General features: G+C 45.8%; 14 protein-coding genes. 7 read left to right on the forward strand and 7 right to left on the reverse strand.

Translation table 11 applies throughout. The annotated features are described in order from the left end of the window. Positions 1-10: 10 nt before the first annotated feature. Positions 11-925 (forward strand): AraC family transcriptional regulator, encoded by a 915-nt coding sequence (locus tag NSQ66_RS08805; protein WP_036684557.1) that lies wholly within the window; start codon positions 11-13, stop codon positions 923-925. A gap of 121 nt (positions 926-1,046) precedes the next feature. Then, entirely contained in the window at positions 1,047-2,552 is a 1,506-nt protein-coding gene (locus tag NSQ66_RS08810; RefSeq protein WP_038569578.1) for an alpha-glucosidase/alpha-galactosidase, read from the forward strand. A gap of 859 nt (positions 2,553-3,411) precedes the next feature. Here NSQ66_RS08810 and yhbH read toward each other — a convergent pair. The 4 genes from yhbH to NSQ66_RS08830 all read right to left on the reverse strand — a co-directional run bounded on the left by yhbH (position 3,412) and on the right by NSQ66_RS08830 (position 13,931). Next, complete coding sequence (gene yhbH, locus NSQ66_RS08815; protein WP_036684553.1) at positions 3,412-4,575, reverse strand: sporulation protein YhbH; 1,164 nt, start codon at positions 4,573-4,575, stop codon at positions 3,412-3,414. A gap of 173 nt (positions 4,576-4,748) precedes the next feature. Continuing rightward, positions 4,749-6,434 carry a DUF11 domain-containing protein gene (locus tag NSQ66_RS08820; protein WP_076141392.1) on the reverse strand — a complete coding sequence of 562 codons (1,686 nt, stop codon included), beginning with the start codon at positions 6,432-6,434 and terminating at the stop codon, positions 4,749-4,751. Further along, positions 6,431-13,168: a DUF11 domain-containing protein gene (locus NSQ66_RS08825; RefSeq protein WP_141118489.1), complete on the reverse strand. Its 6,738-nt coding sequence runs from the start codon at positions 13,166-13,168 to the stop codon at positions 6,431-6,433. The genes NSQ66_RS08820 and NSQ66_RS08825 overlap by 4 nt, the downstream gene beginning before the upstream one ends. A gap of 118 nt (positions 13,169-13,286) precedes the next feature. Next, complete coding sequence (locus NSQ66_RS08830) at positions 13,287-13,931, reverse strand: methyltransferase domain-containing protein (RefSeq protein WP_051491334.1); 645 nt, start codon at positions 13,929-13,931, stop codon at positions 13,287-13,289. Positions 13,932-14,131: 200 nt separating this feature from the next. Here NSQ66_RS08830 and NSQ66_RS08835 point away from each other — a divergent pair, with 200 nt between their 5' ends. Next, a complete protein-coding gene (locus tag NSQ66_RS08835) occupies positions 14,132-14,620 on the forward strand; it encodes a hypothetical protein (protein WP_036684361.1) in 489 nt (162 codons plus the stop codon). Between the two features lie 168 nt (positions 14,621-14,788). Here the strand turns inward: NSQ66_RS08835 and NSQ66_RS08840 are convergent, their stop codons facing one another. Together NSQ66_RS08840 and NSQ66_RS08845 are read right to left on the reverse strand one after the other, a co-directional pair. Beyond that, the gene (locus tag NSQ66_RS08840; RefSeq protein WP_339279658.1) at positions 14,789-14,911 is read right to left on the reverse strand and encodes a hypothetical protein; all 123 of its coding nucleotides are present in this window, start codon (positions 14,909-14,911) and stop codon (positions 14,789-14,791) included. Between the two features lie 800 nt (positions 14,912-15,711). Next, a complete protein-coding gene (locus NSQ66_RS08845) occupies positions 15,712-16,173 on the reverse strand; it encodes a hypothetical protein (RefSeq protein ID WP_076124771.1) in 462 nt (153 codons plus the stop codon). Positions 16,174-16,343: 170 nt separating this feature from the next. Between NSQ66_RS08845 and NSQ66_RS08850 the strand changes: the two genes are divergently transcribed. Then, complete coding sequence (locus tag NSQ66_RS08850; RefSeq protein ID WP_076124773.1) at positions 16,344-16,727, forward strand: DUF423 domain-containing protein; 384 nt, start codon at positions 16,344-16,346, stop codon at positions 16,725-16,727. 78 nt (positions 16,728-16,805) lie between these two features. Here NSQ66_RS08850 and NSQ66_RS08855 read toward each other — a convergent pair whose 3' ends face one another. After that, positions 16,806-17,333 (reverse strand): hypothetical protein, encoded by a 528-nt coding sequence (locus NSQ66_RS08855; protein ID WP_076142314.1) that lies wholly within the window; start codon positions 17,331-17,333, stop codon positions 16,806-16,808. Between the two features lie 214 nt (positions 17,334-17,547). On the opposite strand from NSQ66_RS08855, the gene NSQ66_RS08860 reads away from it, so the two are divergent. From NSQ66_RS08860 to sufC, 3 genes are all read left to right on the forward strand, one after another. Then, complete coding sequence (locus tag NSQ66_RS08860) at positions 17,548-17,850, forward strand: DUF1805 domain-containing protein (protein WP_036684352.1); 303 nt, start codon at positions 17,548-17,550, stop codon at positions 17,848-17,850. Between the two features lie 239 nt (positions 17,851-18,089). Then, on the forward strand, positions 18,090-18,551 hold the full coding sequence (locus tag NSQ66_RS08865) for a Dps family protein (RefSeq protein ID WP_036684350.1): 462 nt from the start codon (positions 18,090-18,092) through the stop codon (positions 18,549-18,551). 280 nt (positions 18,552-18,831) lie between these two features. Continuing rightward, positions 18,832-19,614 (forward strand): Fe-S cluster assembly ATPase SufC, encoded by a 783-nt coding sequence (gene sufC, locus NSQ66_RS08870; protein ID WP_036684347.1) that lies wholly within the window; start codon positions 18,832-18,834, stop codon positions 19,612-19,614. Positions 19,615-19,618: the final 4 nt, after the last annotated feature.

The raw sequence follows: 19,618 nt of genomic DNA on the forward strand, positions 1-19,618 counted from the left end.
GAACTTAAATCTGAGCCCCAGCGGGAGTCTTTTTCAGCAGGTTTTAATCGAGGGAGATTATAGTCCTCATTTTTTTGCTTACTATTATAAACAGTGGAATAACTACAATATGTCTTACCATCAGCATAATTCAACGGAAATCATGTATTTGATCTCAGGAAGTTGTATCGTAGATGTCCGTCCAAGCTCAGGAGGAGAAGAGAGAGTTCGGCTGAAGCGGGGAGAATTGATCATCCTAGACGCGAATGTTCCGCATAGGCTGATTGTTGAAGAGGGGGCACCTTGTCGGATGCTAAATGTGGAATTTGGCTTCATGGAATATAGAGGGGTTGCACCCTCTGTCGGCAAGCTAGCCCGTGAAGAAACGGCGCTCGCAGAAATGCTGCAGCTTCCTTTTTCCAGTTTAGTAATGCCTGATCCGGAGGAAATCTATCATGTTCTAAAGGGACTTGTGTTAGAGCTTGATCAGAGCGGCGGGAAGGGGGGAAGTATGGTTGATTTATTATTTTGTGAGCTTCTGTTGCGATTATCCAGACTTCGGCAAGAGCAGCTTCATACCAGCCAACAGCCCTCGCAGCTTTATGTGCGCCGGAGCATCGAATTTCTGCATCAGAACTATGACCAGAACATTCAGGTTAAGGACATCGCTGCCGCAGTAAATCTGCATCCCGGATATTTGCATCGAATTTTTAAGAGCCATACGGGTCGGACACTCAGCGATTACTTGAATATGCTGCGAATGGAGAAGGCGAAGATGCTGCTTGGGCAGAGCGACATCCCGATTGCTGAAATTGCAGATTACGTAGGAATTAGCAGCAGGCAATATTTTCACCTTCTTTTTAAAAAATACGCCGATTGCACGCCTGTAGAATTCCGCAATTCCATTGAGCGTCACGCCTGGAGTTATGAAGAGCATGATTTTTAGTAGATAGGTTAGGATTTTTGACACCTTCTTTCAAAAGAGGTCATGATATTGGTTACGCTTTCCTCAGGTCCCTTGCTACAATGGACAGGAACAACCAATTCATTACCGGAGGATGATAACCATGTCATTTAAAGTGTCTTTTATAGGGGCAGGCAGCATTGGATTTACCCGTGGATTGTTGCGGGACTTACTAACTGTACCGGAATTTAAAAATATCGAAGTCTCATTTATGGATATTAACAGCCACAATCTGGAGATGGTCACGGAGCTATGCCAGCGTGATATTAAGGAGAATGGTTTAAATATACAAATTCAGGCGACAACGGATCGCAGAGAAGCACTGAAGGATGCTAAGTACGTATTTTGTACTATTCGGATGGGTGGGCTTGAAGCCTTTGCTACGGATGTGGACATTCCCTTAAAATACGGAGTCGATCAGTGTGTGGGAGATACTCTGTGTGCGGGAGGTATCATGTACGGGCAACGCGGAATTGCGGAGATGCTGAATATTTGCCGTGATATTAGGGAGATGGCAGCACCGGATGTGCTTTTGCTTAACTATTCGAACCCGATGGCTATGCTGACCTGGGCCTGCAATAAATATGGTGGTGTTCGGACCATCGGTCTATGTCATGGTGTACAGCATGGGCACCAACAAATTGCGGATGTGTATGGGCTTAAGAAATCCGAAGTTGATATTATCTGTGCGGGCATCAATCACCAGACCTGGTATATTTCAGCAAGTCATGAGGGGAAGGATCTGACCGAAGGTCTTTTAGAGGCTTTTGAGAAACATCCGGAATTCAGCCGTACGGAAAAAGTGCGCATCGATATGCTTCGTCGCTTTGGATACTATAGTACAGAATCCAATGGACACTTAAGTGAGTACGTGCCATGGTATCGTAAACGCAGTGATGAAATTATGGATTGGATCGATCTGGGGAGCTGGATTAACGGAGAAACAGGCGGTTATCTGCGTGTCTGCACGGAAGGTCGGAATTGGTTCGAGACCGATTTTCCAAACTGGATGAAAGACCCGGCATTGGAGTATACGAAGGAGAATCGCGGGGAAGAGCACGGCTCTTATATTATAGAAGGATTGGAAACGGGACGAGTGTACCGGGGGCACTTTAATACAGTGAACAATGGCGTAATCTCTAATTTACCAGAGGACGCCATTATCGAAGCACCGGGATATGTAGACCGGAACGGGATCTCCATGCCATTGGTAGGTGAATTGCCGCTTGGGCCTGCCGCCGTATGTAACGTGAGCATTTCAGTGCAACGTCTGGCGGTTGAAGCAGCTGTACACGGCGATGATAAGCTGTTGCGTCAGGCATTTATGATGGACCCACTCGTTGGTGCTGTATGTAATCCAAAAGAAATCTGGCAGATGGTCGATGAGATGCTCGTCGCAGGGGAACAGTGGCTGCCTCAATACAGCGAAGCTATTGCTAGGGCCAAGGAACGTTTGGCTTCAGGAGAGCTTATCCCAACGAACGCTAACAACGAGGGCGCTGCTCGCCTGAAGGTGAAGACGGTGGATGAGATGATGCAGGACCGGGAAGCAGCGAACAAAAATGCTGGTGAGTCTGATAAAGGCAAGGATAGAGAGAAGGTTCATTAGGCTGTAGCGTTGAAAGCTTTTTAACTATAAATAACCTCCGCATTCCAGAGTTTGAGATTGGAGGTTATTTGCATGGTGGAAATCTAAGCGGGGAAAAACAAAACAGCAGTCATAGCTTACGATAACAAGCTGACATGGGTGGGGAGTACAAGTTTATCGGTGCCGATCCAAATTGTGAAATTAGGTGTATAGTAGGAGTTATTATGTAACTGAAAAAAGAAAGTTAGTTTAATTTCACTGGCTTATTTTTTAATCTATACCGTAGCGCCGAGCGCTACAGTAATCCCACACAGTTGCCCTACATTCTATGATATTTACGGACTCAGATGAGCAATTTGCCCATCCCCGATACTTGCGGTCCCATATGACGCTATTCGTCCATCCCCCGGTACTTTCGGACCCAGATGACGCTATTTGCCCATCCCCCGATACTTGCGGACCTAGATGACGCTATTTAGCAATTTATCGCCTTTGGAGCGTATTATCGGACCCCAGTGCAGCTATTGCTCAGAATGAGGCTCGTTTTTGGTGTTTTTCATGCCTATAGCAGCTATGGGGTCCGATAGCAATCCAAATGTGCGCTAAAGCTACTTATAAGGTCATCTGTGTCCGAAAGCGCCGATCCCCCAGTAATCCCTCAGTTGCCCTAATATACTACTCTGCGCATCCCTTGATCTTACGGACCCAGGTGACGCTATTCGTCCATCCCTCGATCTTACGGACCCAGATGAAGCGATTCGCCTTAGATGACGCAATTTACGAAGTTTGTTGTTTTGTTCAAGAAGGAGCAACGCCAAAAACGCGGATGTCCCATCAGCCATTTTTGGCTTTTGGGATACCCGCGTTTTGGAGTGGGGGATTAAGAATTAACCGTACCCTTTGGACTAAAGAAGGTCTTCAGCGCCTGATACACTTCTTTTTTGTCTTTAATGACGTAATGCATGAATTGTTCATGTTTCAGATGGCGATAAGCTGACATCAAGGTACTGCTTCGATTGTATTGGTTCACCTCACCGTAGCCGAACATATTGCTTCGTTTCAGCAGTTCTCCGATCAGCTTCACGCAACGTTCGTTGTCGGAGGTGAGATTATCACCATCGGAGAAGTGAAATGGATAAATATTGTACTGCGCAGGCGGGTAGCGGCTATCGATAATTTCAATCGCTCGCTGATATGCCGAGGAACAAATCGTTCCCCCGCTTTCGCCACGGGTGAAGAAATCATGCTCACTGACTTCCTTAGCCTCCGTATGGTGGGCGAGAAAGACAATCTCTACCTTCTCATACTGGCGGCGCAGAAAACGGGTCATCCAGAAGAAGAAGCTGCGGGCGCAGTATTTTTCAAATGAACCCATCGAACCTGACGTATCCATCATGGCAATAATGACCGCATTGGAATGAGGGGTTCTAATATCATCCCATGTTTTGTAGCGCAGATCATCTGGGCTGATACTGTGGATGCCGGGATTGCCGCTGCTTGCATTGCGCCGAAGATTCTCCAGCAGCGTACGTTTTTTATCGATGTTGGACATCATCCCTTTTTTACGAATATCGTTAAAAATAATGGATTTGACCTCGATCTCTTCCTTATTCTTAGGCTTCAAATGTGGTAATTCCATATCCTGAAATAGAATGTCCTCCAGGTCTTCCAGATTGACCTCTGCTTCCACGGTGTCTTGACCGGGCTGATCGCCTGCTTTTTCTCCTTTGCCTGGCTGTGCCGATTGTGAATCGCGCCCAAGCACATCTCCGACCTGGCTTTCTCCGTCCCCCTGTCCTACATGCTTCTGTTTACGGAAGTTATAAATAATCCGGTATTCATCCAGACTGCGAATCGGAACCTTCACAATCTGCTTACCGCCTGACAAAATAATATTCTCTTCGGTAACGAGGTCAGGCAAATTATCCTTGATGGCTTCTCTGACCTTTTGCTGATGGCGTTCCTGATCCTGATGACCTTTACGATGAAGGGACCAATCTTCTTTTGAGACTACGAAGGAAAAGGGACCGGATGATTGCGACAGGATGACCACCTCCCATGGAATATGAATGTTGATTGAAGAAATCTTTTGCAAAGCATATATTTGGATCCCCCGCAAAGTACCTGAGTACGCATAGAGAGCAAAGCCTCACCTTGTGGGGATGTTTTGGGGTTGTAACTAAAGTATATTCATGGGGATGAGGGATATGTGATTTCTTATTCACTGATCTCATCTACGGTCAGCACATAACTGTTAGATTGACTTTCGCCAGAGTAGTCACGTCCATCCATATTGAAAGAGTATTGAGCATTCACGGAGCCCTTAAGGAAACGACCCATTACCTGTTCACTTACCTGGACAAAATAATGAATGTTAACCATAGATGCAGCATTAATTACCCCCAGCGGCAAGGTGCCGGCAAATGAAGATTGTGGATTCGGAACTCCATCAATCACAATGCTGTTGGGATCAAGAAAACATTTTTCCGGGGTTAGCCGATTCAGAGATATTTCCGCAGGCCAATTTCCGCTATTGGTTAGTGAGATCCAGCATTGGACTCGCTCTCCTGCTTCTACAATAGTTGGTTTTGCATGGACTACGAGTGAAATGACAGGTGTGACTACTAAGGTGGTAACTGTATTGGAACGAGAGGTTTGTCGTACGGTCCGTCCGTCTGGAAGCACAAAGGTATACTGAACACTACCATGGTTTTGTACGGCTGCGATTTCATGAATGTTAATGGCTGCAGGTATACTCACTTGAAATACTACAACTGCTGTAGTTCCGCCTCTTAAAGTACCTAACTGGATGCCTTCCGCTGGTCGTGCACCTTTTTGCAACACTCCATTTAAGAGAACACTATCCCATACGAAAAGAGTACCTGAAGGTATAGCATCTGTTAGGACTGCATTTACAGCCAGATTCCCGTTGTTCGTTACCGTAAGCTCATATCTCAAATTATCGCCCGGAGCTGCTGTAACATGATCCACTTTTTTACTAATGTTGACCCCCGCTTGGACAAGTGAGACAACCGCAGTGTTACTTTCGGTCATAATTGTATGCTCATCGACTGAATAGGTGACAACCGCGTTGTTGGTTAAGGCCAACGAGGGAGAAAACTCTGTTACTCGGACACGAAAAGTAATATCAACGCTTAGGTCTGTGTCCAGCGAACCGAGTAATATCCCCTGCGCCGGGTCCGATTCTGGGTAATAAATCCCACCTGCAATGACACTCCCCGGTATAAACACCGCCCCGTCCGGAATAGAAATTATTGCGTTGATTTGAGTTAAAAGGCTGTTGCCTTCATTTGTAAGCCGCAAGGTGTAAGTGACTACATCCCCTATAAAAGAAGTCGGAGTACTTGCAGACAAGGAGGTCGAGAGCTGGTAGGAGCGTAAAGAAACCAGTACAGAGTTAGACGCAAGCTCACCCTTAACGGTTCTTCCCTCCGGAGTGGAAAAAGAAAAACGGCCTAGCGCTTTATTTTGCAGCACTAGGGAAGACGGCAGGGAAATGATGACGACTTGAAAGGCGATGCTCACTTGACTCTGCGGTGCAATAGAACCAAGGGGGATGCCTGAAGACGGTGTAGCCCCCGGAAGAGGCACACCGTCTCTGAGCACACTGTTGGAAATAAAGGATACACCTTCTGGAAGAATGTCAAACACCGTCAAAAAAGCATCTGTATTTCCATTATTACTGGCTGTAATGGTATACACCAAAGTGTCGCCTAAAGAGGCGTGGAGTTTATCTGTACTCTTCAGCAATGAAAGCACGGGGCCCACGACCGGGGTGTTAACGGTATTGGAATAGACAATTCCGTCAACACCCGCTGCCGAATTGAAGAGTACCATGGATTGATTGGTTACGACAGGTTGGGTACGTGAGCCGGGAATCATAACGCTACTACCTGAACCTGGAAGGTAATGGTTGAAGAAGCACCTGCAGCAATTGTACCAATTACGATTCCCGAAGCCGGACTGCCACTAGGACGAGGGGCTCCATCTACGGTAATACTTCCCGTTACGAACTGGCTGCCAGCTGGAATAGGGTCAACCATGATGACGTTATTGACTGGTGAAATCCCTAAGTTGGTGACAACTATCGTATAGGTAATGATATCGCCAACAACCGCATCAATAGAAGTAGTGCTCTTAACCACACTTACGTCCGGAGAAGATACAGGGATAATGAGGACGTTTGAGACAGAGGAGCCCGTGAGTGAACGTCCATCTGGCGGTGTGAATGTGAAATTTGCTGTAGCTTGATTGACCAACTGCTGCGGTGAAGGCAGGGACGCAATAGTAACCTGTAAGGTAATCGTTACTGTTACTGTACTTCCCGGAGCTACCGCCCCAATGCTTAAGCCAGTAGATGGATCTGATCCTGGTTGTGGTACCCCATTCACGAGCACGCTGTTTGGAACAAAGACAGCTCCGTTCGGAATGGTATCGGTAATAACTACATTTGCTATGAGGTTACCAGTATTCGTCACATTTAAGGAGTAAGTAATCGTATCTCCGACAGTTGCGGCGGTTCTGTCCGCCCCTTTGACAACTACAATGATAGGTTGATATACCAGAATAACAAGTGTATTTGAGAAAGAAGATCCTGAGAATGCGCCGGAGGTGAAACTGACGGAAGCCTGATTACTAAGCGTTGCAGGATTAGGAAGCACATTGACAATCGTGTTGAACGAGACTTGGAAAGATGCTCCCGGTGCAAGTGTACCGAGCGAGATCCCGTTCGCTGGGTTGGCGCTAGGGCGTGGAGTGCCATCTACGGTCACACTGCCAGCGACAAAGCTAGAGCCTGCAGGTATTGGATCACTGAGGTTAACGTTACTGATATTTGCTATTCCGCTGTTGGTAACAGTGAAGTTATAAGTGATGGTATCCCCAACAACGGCATCGGTAGCTGTCGAAGATTTAGTGACGATAACGTTCGGTGAGGATACTGAGATTGTTGTTGTATTGGAATTGATCGAATTGTTAAATGTCCGTCCATCTGGAAGTGTGTATGCAAACGCGACGGAAGCTTGATTGAGCAGCTGTTGGCTTGCCGGCAATGTTGTGATAAGCACTGAGAACATTACAGACAGGCTTCCATTCGCGGAGATTACCCCCAGTGAGATCCCGGCAGCTGGGTCTGCTCCTGGAGCAGGAGCGCCTTGAATGAGTACACTGTTTGGAATAAACGTTGTACCCGCTGGAATGGTGTCACTCAGGGTTGCTAAAGCTCCGTAGTTACCTGTGTTGGTCACATTTATAGTATAAGTAATCGTATCCCCAACGGTAGCATTGACTGAATTGGAGCTTTTTGCTGCTGCAAGGATAGGCAGATAGACAGGCGTCGTGACGATATTTGAGAAGGCTACATTTGAGACAACACCTGAGGTGAAGCTGACTGTTGACTGATTATTTAACAATCCAGTAGGCGGCAGTGAAACTACATTTACGGTAAAAGCAACAGTTACGGTTACACCGGGTGCTATGCTGCCTAGGGTCACTCCAATAGCTGGGCTAACTCCTGTGCGAGGCACACCGTCCACAAGCACGCTGCCTGTCACAAAGGTGGTGCCGGCAGGAAGGGCGTCTGTGAAGACCACATTATTTACAGTGGCAATCCCGTTATTAGTTAAAGCTATGGAATAAGTAATAGTGTCACCGACTGTAGTTGATGTTGTGGTTGTAGTTTTAACTACAGCAATATTAGGTGAGGAGACCGGAATAGTGACGGTGTTAGAGAGTGCAGACCCATTAAGTGTACGTCCGTCGGGTAAGGTGAAGCTGTATGCTGCGGTTCCTTGATTGACCAGTTGCTGAGGACTAGGCAATGAAGTGATGTCAACCGTGAAAATGACTACGGTCGTTCCTCCAGGCTGTATTATTCCAGCTGCAATTCCGGTGGAAGGATCCGCTTGCGCTAAAGGGAGGCCGTTGATGAGCACACTATTCGGAACGAAAGTGGTACCTGCGGGAATATTATCCGTCAGTGTTAAATTAGCAGCATAGTTTCCTGTGTTACTCACTGTCAGTGTGTAGCTAACGGAATCGCCAACCGTGGCATTGGCTGTACTAGCACTCTTGACTACGGCAATGTTCGGCTGGAACACAGGGACTGTAACAGTATTAGAAAAAGTGGAGCTTGAAATAACGCCTGAAGTGAAGGTAACGGATGCCTGATTGATGAGTGAAGCTGTAGGAGGGACGGAGATAACAGTAACACTGTAGGTAACCAGCGCTGATGCACCAGCTGCTAGAGTACCGATAGATATCCCCGAAGCAGGATTCAAGTTCGGGAATGGAACTCCGTTGACAGACACGCTGCCTGTTACAAAAGTACTCCCTACCGGTGTAGGATCATTGAGTAAGACGCTAGTAACAGATTCTATACCATTATTAGTTATATTGACGTTGTAAGTGACCGTTTCACCAACAGCAACTGATGTTGAAGTAGTGCTCTTGGTAACGACAATGTTAGGAGCAGAGACTTGTAAAGTTACAGTGTTAGACACCGCAGTCCCAGATAACGGTCTACCGTCAGGCGGAGTAAAGGTAAAGCTTGCAGAAGCCTGATTACTAATCTGCTGAGGTGTTGGCAGGGAGATGATATCAACGGTGAAGCTGACTGCAATACTGGCACCAGGAGCGACATTTCCTACAGCTATCCCTGTATCAGGGGCTGATCCGGGTTGAGGCATGCCACCTACAATGACACTATTAGGAACAAAAACTGTACCTGCTGGAATGTTATCAGTTAGCGTAAGATTTGCAGCCAGATTACCTGTGTTGCTAACAAGCACTGTGTAGATGACAGAATCACCGACAACTAAAGCATCGAAATCGCCGTCTCCATCAGCGGCACTTTTTAATAAGGAGATTTGGGGCTGAATAACTGGTGTAGTTGTGATATTAGATGAAGAAGAACCGGAGAATACACCGGATGTAAAACTGACAGACGACTGATTGTTAATCTGTGATGGTATCGGCATTGTTATCCTCACCTCGAATGTTACGGTAGCTGTGGCGCCAGGGCTCAAACTACCGATTGGAATGCCGGCGGACGGAACTGCTAGCGGCAGGGGAGTGCCACTTACAATTACGGTTCCGGGAATGAAAGCTACATTCTCAGGCAGAGGATCGCTGAGAATGATATTGCTTACTGTTGCAATACTGTTGTTGGTCAATACAGAGGTAAAGGTAAGGATATCACCAGTAACAGCAGTAGCAGCGTTTACGCTTTTTACAACACTGACGTTAGGGGCAGACACTGGGACAGAGAGCGTATTGGACACTACATTTCCACCGAGCTGACGCCCGTCTGGAAGGGTGAAATTATATGTCGCTGAAGCAGAGTTCAGCAATACTTGTGATGGAGGCAGTGCTGTGATCGTGACCAGAAAACTTACGGTGACACTGTCACCTGGAGCGAGCGGTCCTACTGGAATGCCAGTTGCCGGATTATATCCGGGCAAAGGCGTTCCTCCAATAATTACACTATTCGTGTCAAACACGGCTTGGGGTGGCAGGATATCAGTTACTAATAGAGTAGCTGCAATATTCCCGGTGTTGCTGATCAGGATGGAGTATGAGAGAGATCCCCCTACAGATGCCTGTGCTGCATTGGCACTTTTGACCATACTAAGGATGGGCTGAAATACAGGTGTTACTATCGTGTTTGAGAGCGAAGAACCGGTGAACGCCCCAGAGGTGAAGGAGGCGATGGCTCTGTTTGTAAACTGTGCTGGACTTGGCAAGGTAGCGACATTCACTCTAAAAGACACCGTGACAGAGCTGCCCGCGGCGATACTTCCGATTGCTATACCTGTACTTGGGTTAGCCGCTGCTACCGTCGAACCGTTGACAGTCACACTGCCTGCTACAAAAGCTCCCCCCGTAGGAATAAGGTCAGAGACAACGACGTTGGTGACAGCGACGCTGCTTGGGTTGGACACTACGACTGAATAAGTCAGATTTTCTCCAACCGCTACATTAGTCAGGTTTGCAGTTTTGGTTAGTGTAATGTTAGGAGCGGAGACCGGAATGGTTAGGGTATTGGACAGACTGGTCCCGGATAATGATCTTCCACTTGGCAATTGGTAGGTGTAACTGCTGCTTCCTTGATTATTCAAAACAGGTGGAGTAGGTATAGATTGCACAGAGACAAGAAAGGTCACAGGAACAGCTGCCCCTGAAGCTAAAGTACCTAAATTAATCCCCGTAAGTGGAGAGTTAGCAGGTCTAGTAACACCGTTAACAGTTACACTTCCCGAGACAAAGGCACTCCCTGAAGGGATATTGTCGCTCAGGGTTACAGCCGCCCCAATATTTCCAGAATTCTGCACATTTAACGTATAAAGAATATTGCCGCCTACAGTTGCACTGGAAACGTTCGAGCTTTTTGCAATTTGGATTACAGGCTGATACACGGGAGTTGTCGTCGTGTTTGAGACTGAAATGCCAGTAAAAGCACCCGAGCTAAAAGAGGCGCTAGATTTATTCAATAGCTGAGCGGGGCTGGGTAATGAGATAACGTTGACCTGAAAAGTGACGGCGACGGAGCTTCCTGGAGCGATGGTACCGACAGAAATCCCTGTTCCAGGATTAGCTGAGGGTTGTGACACACCGGCGACGGTAACACTTCCGGGGACCAGCGATGTACCCGCAGGGATGGTATCTGAGAGTGAAACGTTGGTAACTGCTGCAATTCCGTTGTTGCTGATTACAGAGGTGTAGAGTAGTATATCTCCGACAGTTACTTCGGCGAATCCAGCGCTTTTGACTACGGTAACATTAGGTGTTCTAACTGGAATAGACAAAATGTTGGACGAGGCAGATCCAGCTACTGTTCGCCCATCTGGAACTTGAAACGTATAAGCGGCGCTTGCTTGGTCGACCAGCTGTGGCGGAGAAGGTAGGCTATTCACGATGACCCGAAATTGAACAGTAGAACTGCCACCGGCGGCAACCGTACCGATAGCAATCCCTGTGGCAGGGTTACCGGCGATAGGATTTCCATTGACGGTGAAGCTACCTGCGACATAAGAGCTGCCTGAAGGAATATTATCTGTAAGTGTTGTTACCGCGCCGATATTTCCTGTGTTAGTGATTTGAAGGGTATAGGTGATCTGATCTCCAACCGTAGCATTGGTAGTACTGGCTGATTTCACAATGTTAAGGACGGGTGAATATACAGGTAAGGTTACTGTATTAGATGGAATGACCCCGGTCATGATAGGGCCTCCGGCTACACTTTGAAATGTAAAGGCAGCATTAACGGTATTAGCGATATTTTGCGGACTTGGTGGTAATGAAGTGACTTTGGCTTGATATGTAACAGTTATTGAACTGCTTAAAGCTAATGAGCCTAGTGAGATTCCTGCTGTAATATCAAAAGTAGGTCTGGAGACACCAGCAACAACTACGCTTCCAGTTACAAAAGTGGATCCTGCCGGCAGCGCATCTGATAAAACGACACTTGCTGCTCCCGCTGTTCCTGTATTACTGACAGTCACCGTATAAGTTACCGTATCACCGACTATGGGGCCGGCTACATTAGCGCTTTTAGTGAGGTTTATTTTTGGAGCATTGATATCAACCTGTATGGCATTACCGTTGAGTACATAAGCATCGCCTGAGGTGGTTAATTGTAATACGGCTGAAGATTGATTGTTTATCAGCCGTGCGGAGACGTCAACATTGGTAATATCCCAGCCTTGGCGACCACCGATAATGTTGGTTCCTGGATTTCCGTTTATTTGGTTGCGGTTTCCAAAGGTACCCGTTGTGTTTAGGTTACCTGCATCATTGTTAATCTGCGATGCAAAAAAGTTGTTGGCAAAGTTATTAGGTCCCGATAAAGCAACAAGTGTAGCAGAGGTTGGACCAAATAATGCCTGATCCCCCGAACGGTTGGCATCCCCCTCCTGCGCGCTGAATAACGCTCTGCCGCCAAGCGCACCAGTAATGGGTGTGGCAAATCCAGTTATTGTAGTGGATACCGGAGCTGAGTTTGCCTGTACAAGTATTGCACCTGCCCGAAGGGACATATTGCGAAAAGGTAAGGCTGTATTTTGGTAGATTACACCCAGCGTCCAGCCCGCATGGTTGGCTGTAGAATCACTAGGGATAACAATCGTACCCACTACACCGCCAGTAGTGTAGGTGCCGGCACCGCCTTGTTGGATAATGCTGGTCACGTTGGCGGAACGAACATATGCTGATGCACCACCTCCCAAATCGACTACGTTGCTCGTTGCTGAATCAGGAGTAACACTGAATGTAGTGCCGGCAGGGGTTATGAAGGAGACAGGGTTGTTAATGGCCGAACTAAGGTTTACATTTCCGTTAATATAGGTACCGCCCCAGATTAGCTCCGCATACAGTACGGTACTGCCTGAGGGTAGGACCAGTATGGCTGCTGAACTGTTGCTTGTATAAAGACTAGTAGTTCCGCTAGGATAGGTACCAAATGTTGATGAAGTATTAACAGTAGTAAAGCCACCGATGCTGTCTAGTGTCCCTGGCACTCCGATCGTATCGGAGCGGCTAAGTCCAAGCGTGTTGCCGGTAAATGTGATAGCACCGGTCGCATTGATCGTTGCCCGTACGACTAGTGGGATGATTCTCACCTCCTTCGAGGTTGGTTTTGATCAAAAGTGTGCCGTCCTATAACTAGGATGGCACAGTTAATACCTGTATGTTAGCCTATGACACAAAATGGGTATTAGTGTATGTCCCATCTTAAAATTATAGAAAAAAATGTCTGTTTTGTGATTTAAGTCTTCGTTCGACAAGAACATGAGGTTCAGGATAATGGCTTCTGCTCATCAGCTCTAACTCCTGATCGTTGATATTGTGCTTGACTACGACAAAATGGTACATGATTTCATGCACTACATTTGCTTGAAGGGTCTTTAGTATTTCTAGTTCTTCAGTTTCGTAAAGCGGATCTTCATAAGGATGCTGATAGAATAACTCCATCCGCAGCAACCGATAATCGAAGGGTGGTGCGGGTACAGGGTAGTCTGGAATAGCTGGGCAAACTGGACCGGATGGAGGCTGGAAGAAGGATCCTGTAAAATGCCGGGGGGTATATTCGTCAAACTTCTGCTTGAAGGCAGGGTTGGACATATGGGCAAAGCTGTGGGCATAGGGTGCTAGGATGCAAACAACTGCTTTATGGATGCTAATTCTGTGAATTTCCGACAGGGCTGCGAATAAATTGTCCACATAAGGCAGTACACGGCTAGCCATAACAAACTCAGCACTATTGTCAGGGAGAGGAATCTCTTGGCAAATGTCACAGACAATATCTACATCAGGACCCGCGATCCGATCGATCCCGAGATAACCTGCTTCCTTATTAGATCCACAGCCGATATCGATTCTCAAGGGGCTCACTCCTTTGGGATAAATCAGGCTCACACTATTGTATTAATACCGCTGTAGCCTGCATCCGACGGATGCCTAATAGAAGCTGGAAGTTATCTAAAATTACTTCATATGAAACTTTCATAGAGTGGTTAACGTTATAGGAGTATACTTATGAAGATGACTTTGAAAATAATCGCCACATAGAGGAGGCACTCAACATGAAAAAACAACGTTCATTACCCGCCATAGCAGCGATTGCTGCCTTAACATTTGCCTTAACCGCTTGCGGTGGGAATAATTCGGCACAGACTTCAGGAGAACCGACTGCAACACCTTCTCCAACACCAACCGAGAGCGCAAGCACTGCTGAGCCTACAGAAGCTCCAAGCACTCCCGTACCCACTGAGAACCCAAGTACAGCCACACCAACCGAAAATCCGAGCACAGCTAAACCTAGTTCTACTCCAAAAGCTGAAGGTAAAACAATAAAAATGACAGCCGTTTATATCGGACAAATTGATAGTCATTCCGTTGAGATTGCGACAAAAGAAGGTCCAACCGCTTTTGAGATTTCAGCTGGAATGGAGAGCATACTTGACACTTTGAATTCGGATGATTCCGTAGTTATTGAATATGTCGAAAAAGCAGTGGAGGGCGATCCGTCCGTCAAGCAGCGTGTGCTGACAAAGCTGGCTCTAGCAAAATAATTGAATGTATTGATTTGCAAATTAATAGAGGGTGTCTCAGCAATCATATAGTGGTTGCTGGGACGCCCTCGTATTTTTTAAGCATAGTTCTTGCTCAAAACACTAAACTTTGTTTGGTCGATCACAGTACGCATACCTAGCTACACCACTATGGATCTAGCAGCACCATTATGGATCTAGCAGCCCCACTAACGGATCTAGCAGCCCCACTAACGGATCTAGTAGCCCCACTAACGGAACTAGTAGCCCCACTAACGGATCTAGCAGCCCCACTAACGGATCTAGTAGCACACTAACGGAACTGGTAGCCCCTATATTGGACTCAGCATCATCGGACCCAGCGGCCCTTATACGCAGCTTTTTCCGATATTTGAATTACTATCGGACCCCATAGCAGCTATTGCCATGAAAAGCGCCCAATAGGATCCTTTTTCGATGCAATAGCGTCACTGGGGTCCGAAACTGTGCTCCAAAGGCGTAAAAAACGTAAATAACGCCATCTGAGTCCGCAAGCCGCGGATGAGGGATAGGATTCAGCATTATCGGACTCAGCATTATTGGACTCAGCATCATCGGACCCAGCGGCCCTTATACGCAGCTTTTTCCGATATTTGAATTACTATCGGACCCCATCGCAGCTATTGCCATGAAAAGCGCCCAATAGGATCCTTTTTCGATGCAATAGCGTCACTGGGGTCCGAAACTGTGCTCCAAAGGCGAAAAAAACGTAAATAACGTCATCTGAGTCCGTGAGCCGCGGATGAGGGATAGGATTCAGTATCATCGGACCCAGCGGCCCTTATACGCAGCTTTTTCCGATATTTGAATTACTATCGGACCCCATCGCAGCTATTGCCATGAAAAGCGCCCACTAGGATCCTTTTTCGATGCAATAGCGTCACTGGGGTCCGAAACTCTGCTCCAAAGGGCGAAAATCCGTAAATAACGTCATCTGAGTCCGCAAGCCGCGGATGACGATGAGGACTCCCCGATGCAGATTTTAGCTTCATACATAAAATGAGGGTATCCCCACAACAGCTCAAAGTTGTTGGGATACCCTTTTTAATGAAGTTAACATGTTTAAAATAAGCTTAAAGCGTTCCAGCATTGACTAGGAAGGTTGTAATAAGCAGCATAAAGAGTAAGATAATAACACCATTAACAATCGTACCAATAATGCCAAACACCTTGCGACGTTTCCGAATGGAAAGCCCAATGATGCCGATGACTACTCCGATTACATTAAGAGCAGCTAAAATAATAACCGTTAATCCTAGAAGCATTATGAATTGCGAGGACTGGCTTAATAGTTCAGAATTCTCATTAACCAGTGAAGAAGACTTCATTATAATAGAGATAAAGATGGCTGCGTAGCCGATGATCGACACGAGACAGATAATGAATGAAGCAATACCAGGTCCAGAATGTTGAAGATCATGTTCTACTTTTTGATGCGTAGATGATAAATCAGCGCTTGGGTAATCCGGATGAGGGTTGGGATTTCCCACCTCTGCCGCAGGTACGTCTGATTTTGACAGAGAATTTAAGTCCATGGTTTGCACTCCTTGAGAGATTAGAATGAAAATGTTGTTAATATCCACTTTTTCATATTGATGCTAAAAAAGCAACCCCTGAATGAGGCAAAATAAAAAATGACTGCTGGAAATAGGAACTGGCATTACGTTATGATAGAATGAGTCTAAAATTAAGGGGGTGTAATCATTTGCAACGGAAATTTATGGCCTGGGGGGCTGTGCTAGCAATGCTGGCAGTAGGAATTGGTGCTTTCGGTGCCCATCTACTAAAACCAGTGATTAGTGAAGACTATATGAAGGTATATGAGACTGGTGTGCAGTATCACTTGGTACATGCGCTGGGGGTAATTCTCATCGCACTGGCTGTGGGCCAATGGGGCGAAAGTGTCCGATTACGTTGGGCGGGCCGATTGTTAATTGCAGGTACCATTTTGTTCTCTGGCAGTTTGTATGTTCTGAGTATCTCCGGAATTAAGGTGCTAGGAGCGATTACACCTATCGGTGGGGTATGCTTTATAATTGGCTGGTTATGCCTTGCGATAGAGGGATTTTCACGTAAAACGTCGTCTTAGTTGTTAAAAAAAAAGAAAGACCAATAAGCACCTGTTCCCCAATGAGGGAGGGTGCTTATTGGCTTGTAACGCATGCGCTTACAGAAACTCGTCGATTTCATTTAGATTAAAGCTGTACACCTGCTTCTCATCCACATGGTAGACACTTATAGAGTTGGCTGCTTCATCAAAGTTTAAAATACGACAGGGCATGGACACTTGTTTCCCGTACCGGTTCGCTCGTAAACGTACCAATTGATTATTCTGAATATACTGACGAATCTTCCCGTATGCATCAGCTGGCGTCTCAATGGCCGTTTGCTGTGCAGGCGTTTCTGCCTGTTTTTTTATCGGTGTATCCAGCTGCTTCTTCGTAGATTTTGGAGGCAGCTTTAATGAAATGGGAGGAGCAGAGTTTTGATTCAAAGCTAGTTTAGCGGAGCGTAGCAAGCTGTCAATGGTTCTCCCTAATTCAAGACCGGAGTTAATGTTGAAATCTGTGATATAGTCATTATTGTTCAACATTTCGAGCAGAAATTGCAGTGCAAGCGGGTTGGTACGGGCATTAATCAGGATGTCGACGTTAAATAAATAATTGCCGTCTGTGCGTTGTAGTTTCTCGTCCATAAATCCCCCAGCTTTTCGTTTAGAACATCTCTGAATGGTTACAGGAATGTAATTAACTATAACATTAAACATGCAATATTCATATACCCAGGACTACTGGAATAGGGACTATTATACTGCATTTTATACTAGGCATAGGACTACCGTCAGCACACCCACAGGAAAATTAGCATACATATACAACGTGGATAGTGAAAAAAAGGAGGTGCTGCTATTGGTTACTATGGAGCCTATTACAGTAGGTGAACATACGCTGATCGGGGTAGAGGTTAAGCTTCCCAAAACTACACTGCTCTCCATCAGCACGAACCGAGGTTATATTATGTGCGGTGCACTGGATGTCGGTCTCCTCAATGAAACACTTAGTGACCGGCATATCATCGCAGCTCGTGCGGTGGGTGTACGGACGCTTGCCCAGCTTTTAGCTGCCCCGTTGGAGTCTGTAACGATAGAAGCAGAGAGTCTTGGCATCGTACCAGGTATGACGGGTGCGGAAGCGTTACTTCTTATGGTCTGACCGGAAAATTTAACAATTCCAAACAAACGGGGCTTAGGCCCTTTTTGTTTGTGTGCAAGTATTCACATTTAAGCATAATCGGGTGTGTCTATGCTAATGCTAGAACAAATAAAGGTGTTATGGAAGGCTTCTCCTTGTTTCGTATTACAGGTAAAAGGGTAAATTAAGAATAGACAAGTTACTACCGGACGAAGGAAATAGTAACCGGTAAATATAATGGATAAGGTAGGGATCATCTCATGGCTAAAGCATCGAATAAAGTAAATACAACTTCACTGGAACAGATCATGAATCGTCAGGTTGCTAACTTAAATGTCTTGTACGTAAAAATTCATAACTTTCATTGGTATGTCAAAGGAGAACAGTTTTTCTCCCTTCATGTGAAATTTGAGGAATTATATAATGAGGTAACCCTTCACATGGATGAAGTAGCAGAACGCTTGCTAACCATCAAAGGCAGTCCGGCAGCAACATTGAAAGAATATTTGGAATTAGCTACAATTCAAGAAGCTACAGGTAAGGAAGATACACGGGGAATGGTTCAGTCTCTGATTGAAGACTTCGCCACCATCTCTGAAGAGCTGACAGAAGGCATCGAGCTTGCCGAAGAAACCAAGGATCAGCCAACCTCAGATATGTTCATTAAAATCCGTAGTGATCTGGAGAAACACCAATGGATGCTACGTTCATTTCTTAGCTAATCATTAAGCAGTTTGAATAAGGCTTCCTGCGGGAAGTCTTATTTTTGCGTTAGTCTTATACTTAATGAAAATCTTCTCTGAGTCACAAGTGATTAGCTAAAGAGAAATTTGTAAAAAAACAAGGTTTGATATAAAATTAGTGAGAATCATTGATAATCATTGTGATTCAATTTATAATAATTATAATGTGATAGAAAATCTAATTGTGCTGGGAATCAGGATTATCCTGTTTCAATACAACTTTTGATTTCGCAAATCGATCAATGGAGGGAATAATATTATGGCAGCAGAATTTGTCATTGAGGGTCTTAAAGCGACGATTGAGGGAAAAGAAATTTTGAAGGGGATTAACCTTCAAATGAAAGGTGGCGAAATTCACGCCATCATGGGACCAAACGGTACAGGTAAAAGTACTTTGGCTTCGGCGCTAATGGGTCATCCTAAATACGAAGTAACTGATGGAACTGCAACTCTTGATGGTGAAGATCTTCTGGAGATGGCTGTTGATGAACGCGCACGTGCAGGTCTTTTCCTTGCAATGCAATATCCAAGCGAAATCTCTGGAGTAACTAACTCCGACTTCTTGCGTTCTGCCATTAATTCCCGTCGTGAAGAGGGAAGCGAAATCTCGTTGATTCGTTTTATTCGCCAAATGGAAGCAAAGATGAAAGAACTAGATATGAACCCTGAGTTTTTACACCGTTACTTGAACGAAGGCTTCTCCGGTGGTGAGAAGAAACGTAATGAAATTCTACAAATGATGATGCTGGATCCAAAAATCGTGATCTTGGACGAAATTGACTCCGGTCTTGATATTGATGCTTTGAAAATTGTAGCTGAAGGCGTAAACTCCATGCGGAGCGAAGAACGCGGCTTCTTAGTTATTACCCACTATCAACGTCTTTTGAACTACATCAAACCTGATTATGTTCACGTTATGATGCAAGGTAGAATCGTGAAATCCGGTGGTCCAGAGCTTGCACAGCGTCTGGAAGCAGAGGGTTATGAATGGATTAAAGAAGAACTTGGAATTGAAGATGAAACTGTAGGGCAAGAAGCGTAAGAAA

Origin of the sequence: Paenibacillus sp. FSL H3-0329, from assembly GCF_037963285.1 — a bacterium.
Classification (GTDB): domain Bacteria; phylum Bacillota; class Bacilli; order Paenibacillales; family Paenibacillaceae; genus Paenibacillus_AQ; species Paenibacillus_AQ odorifer.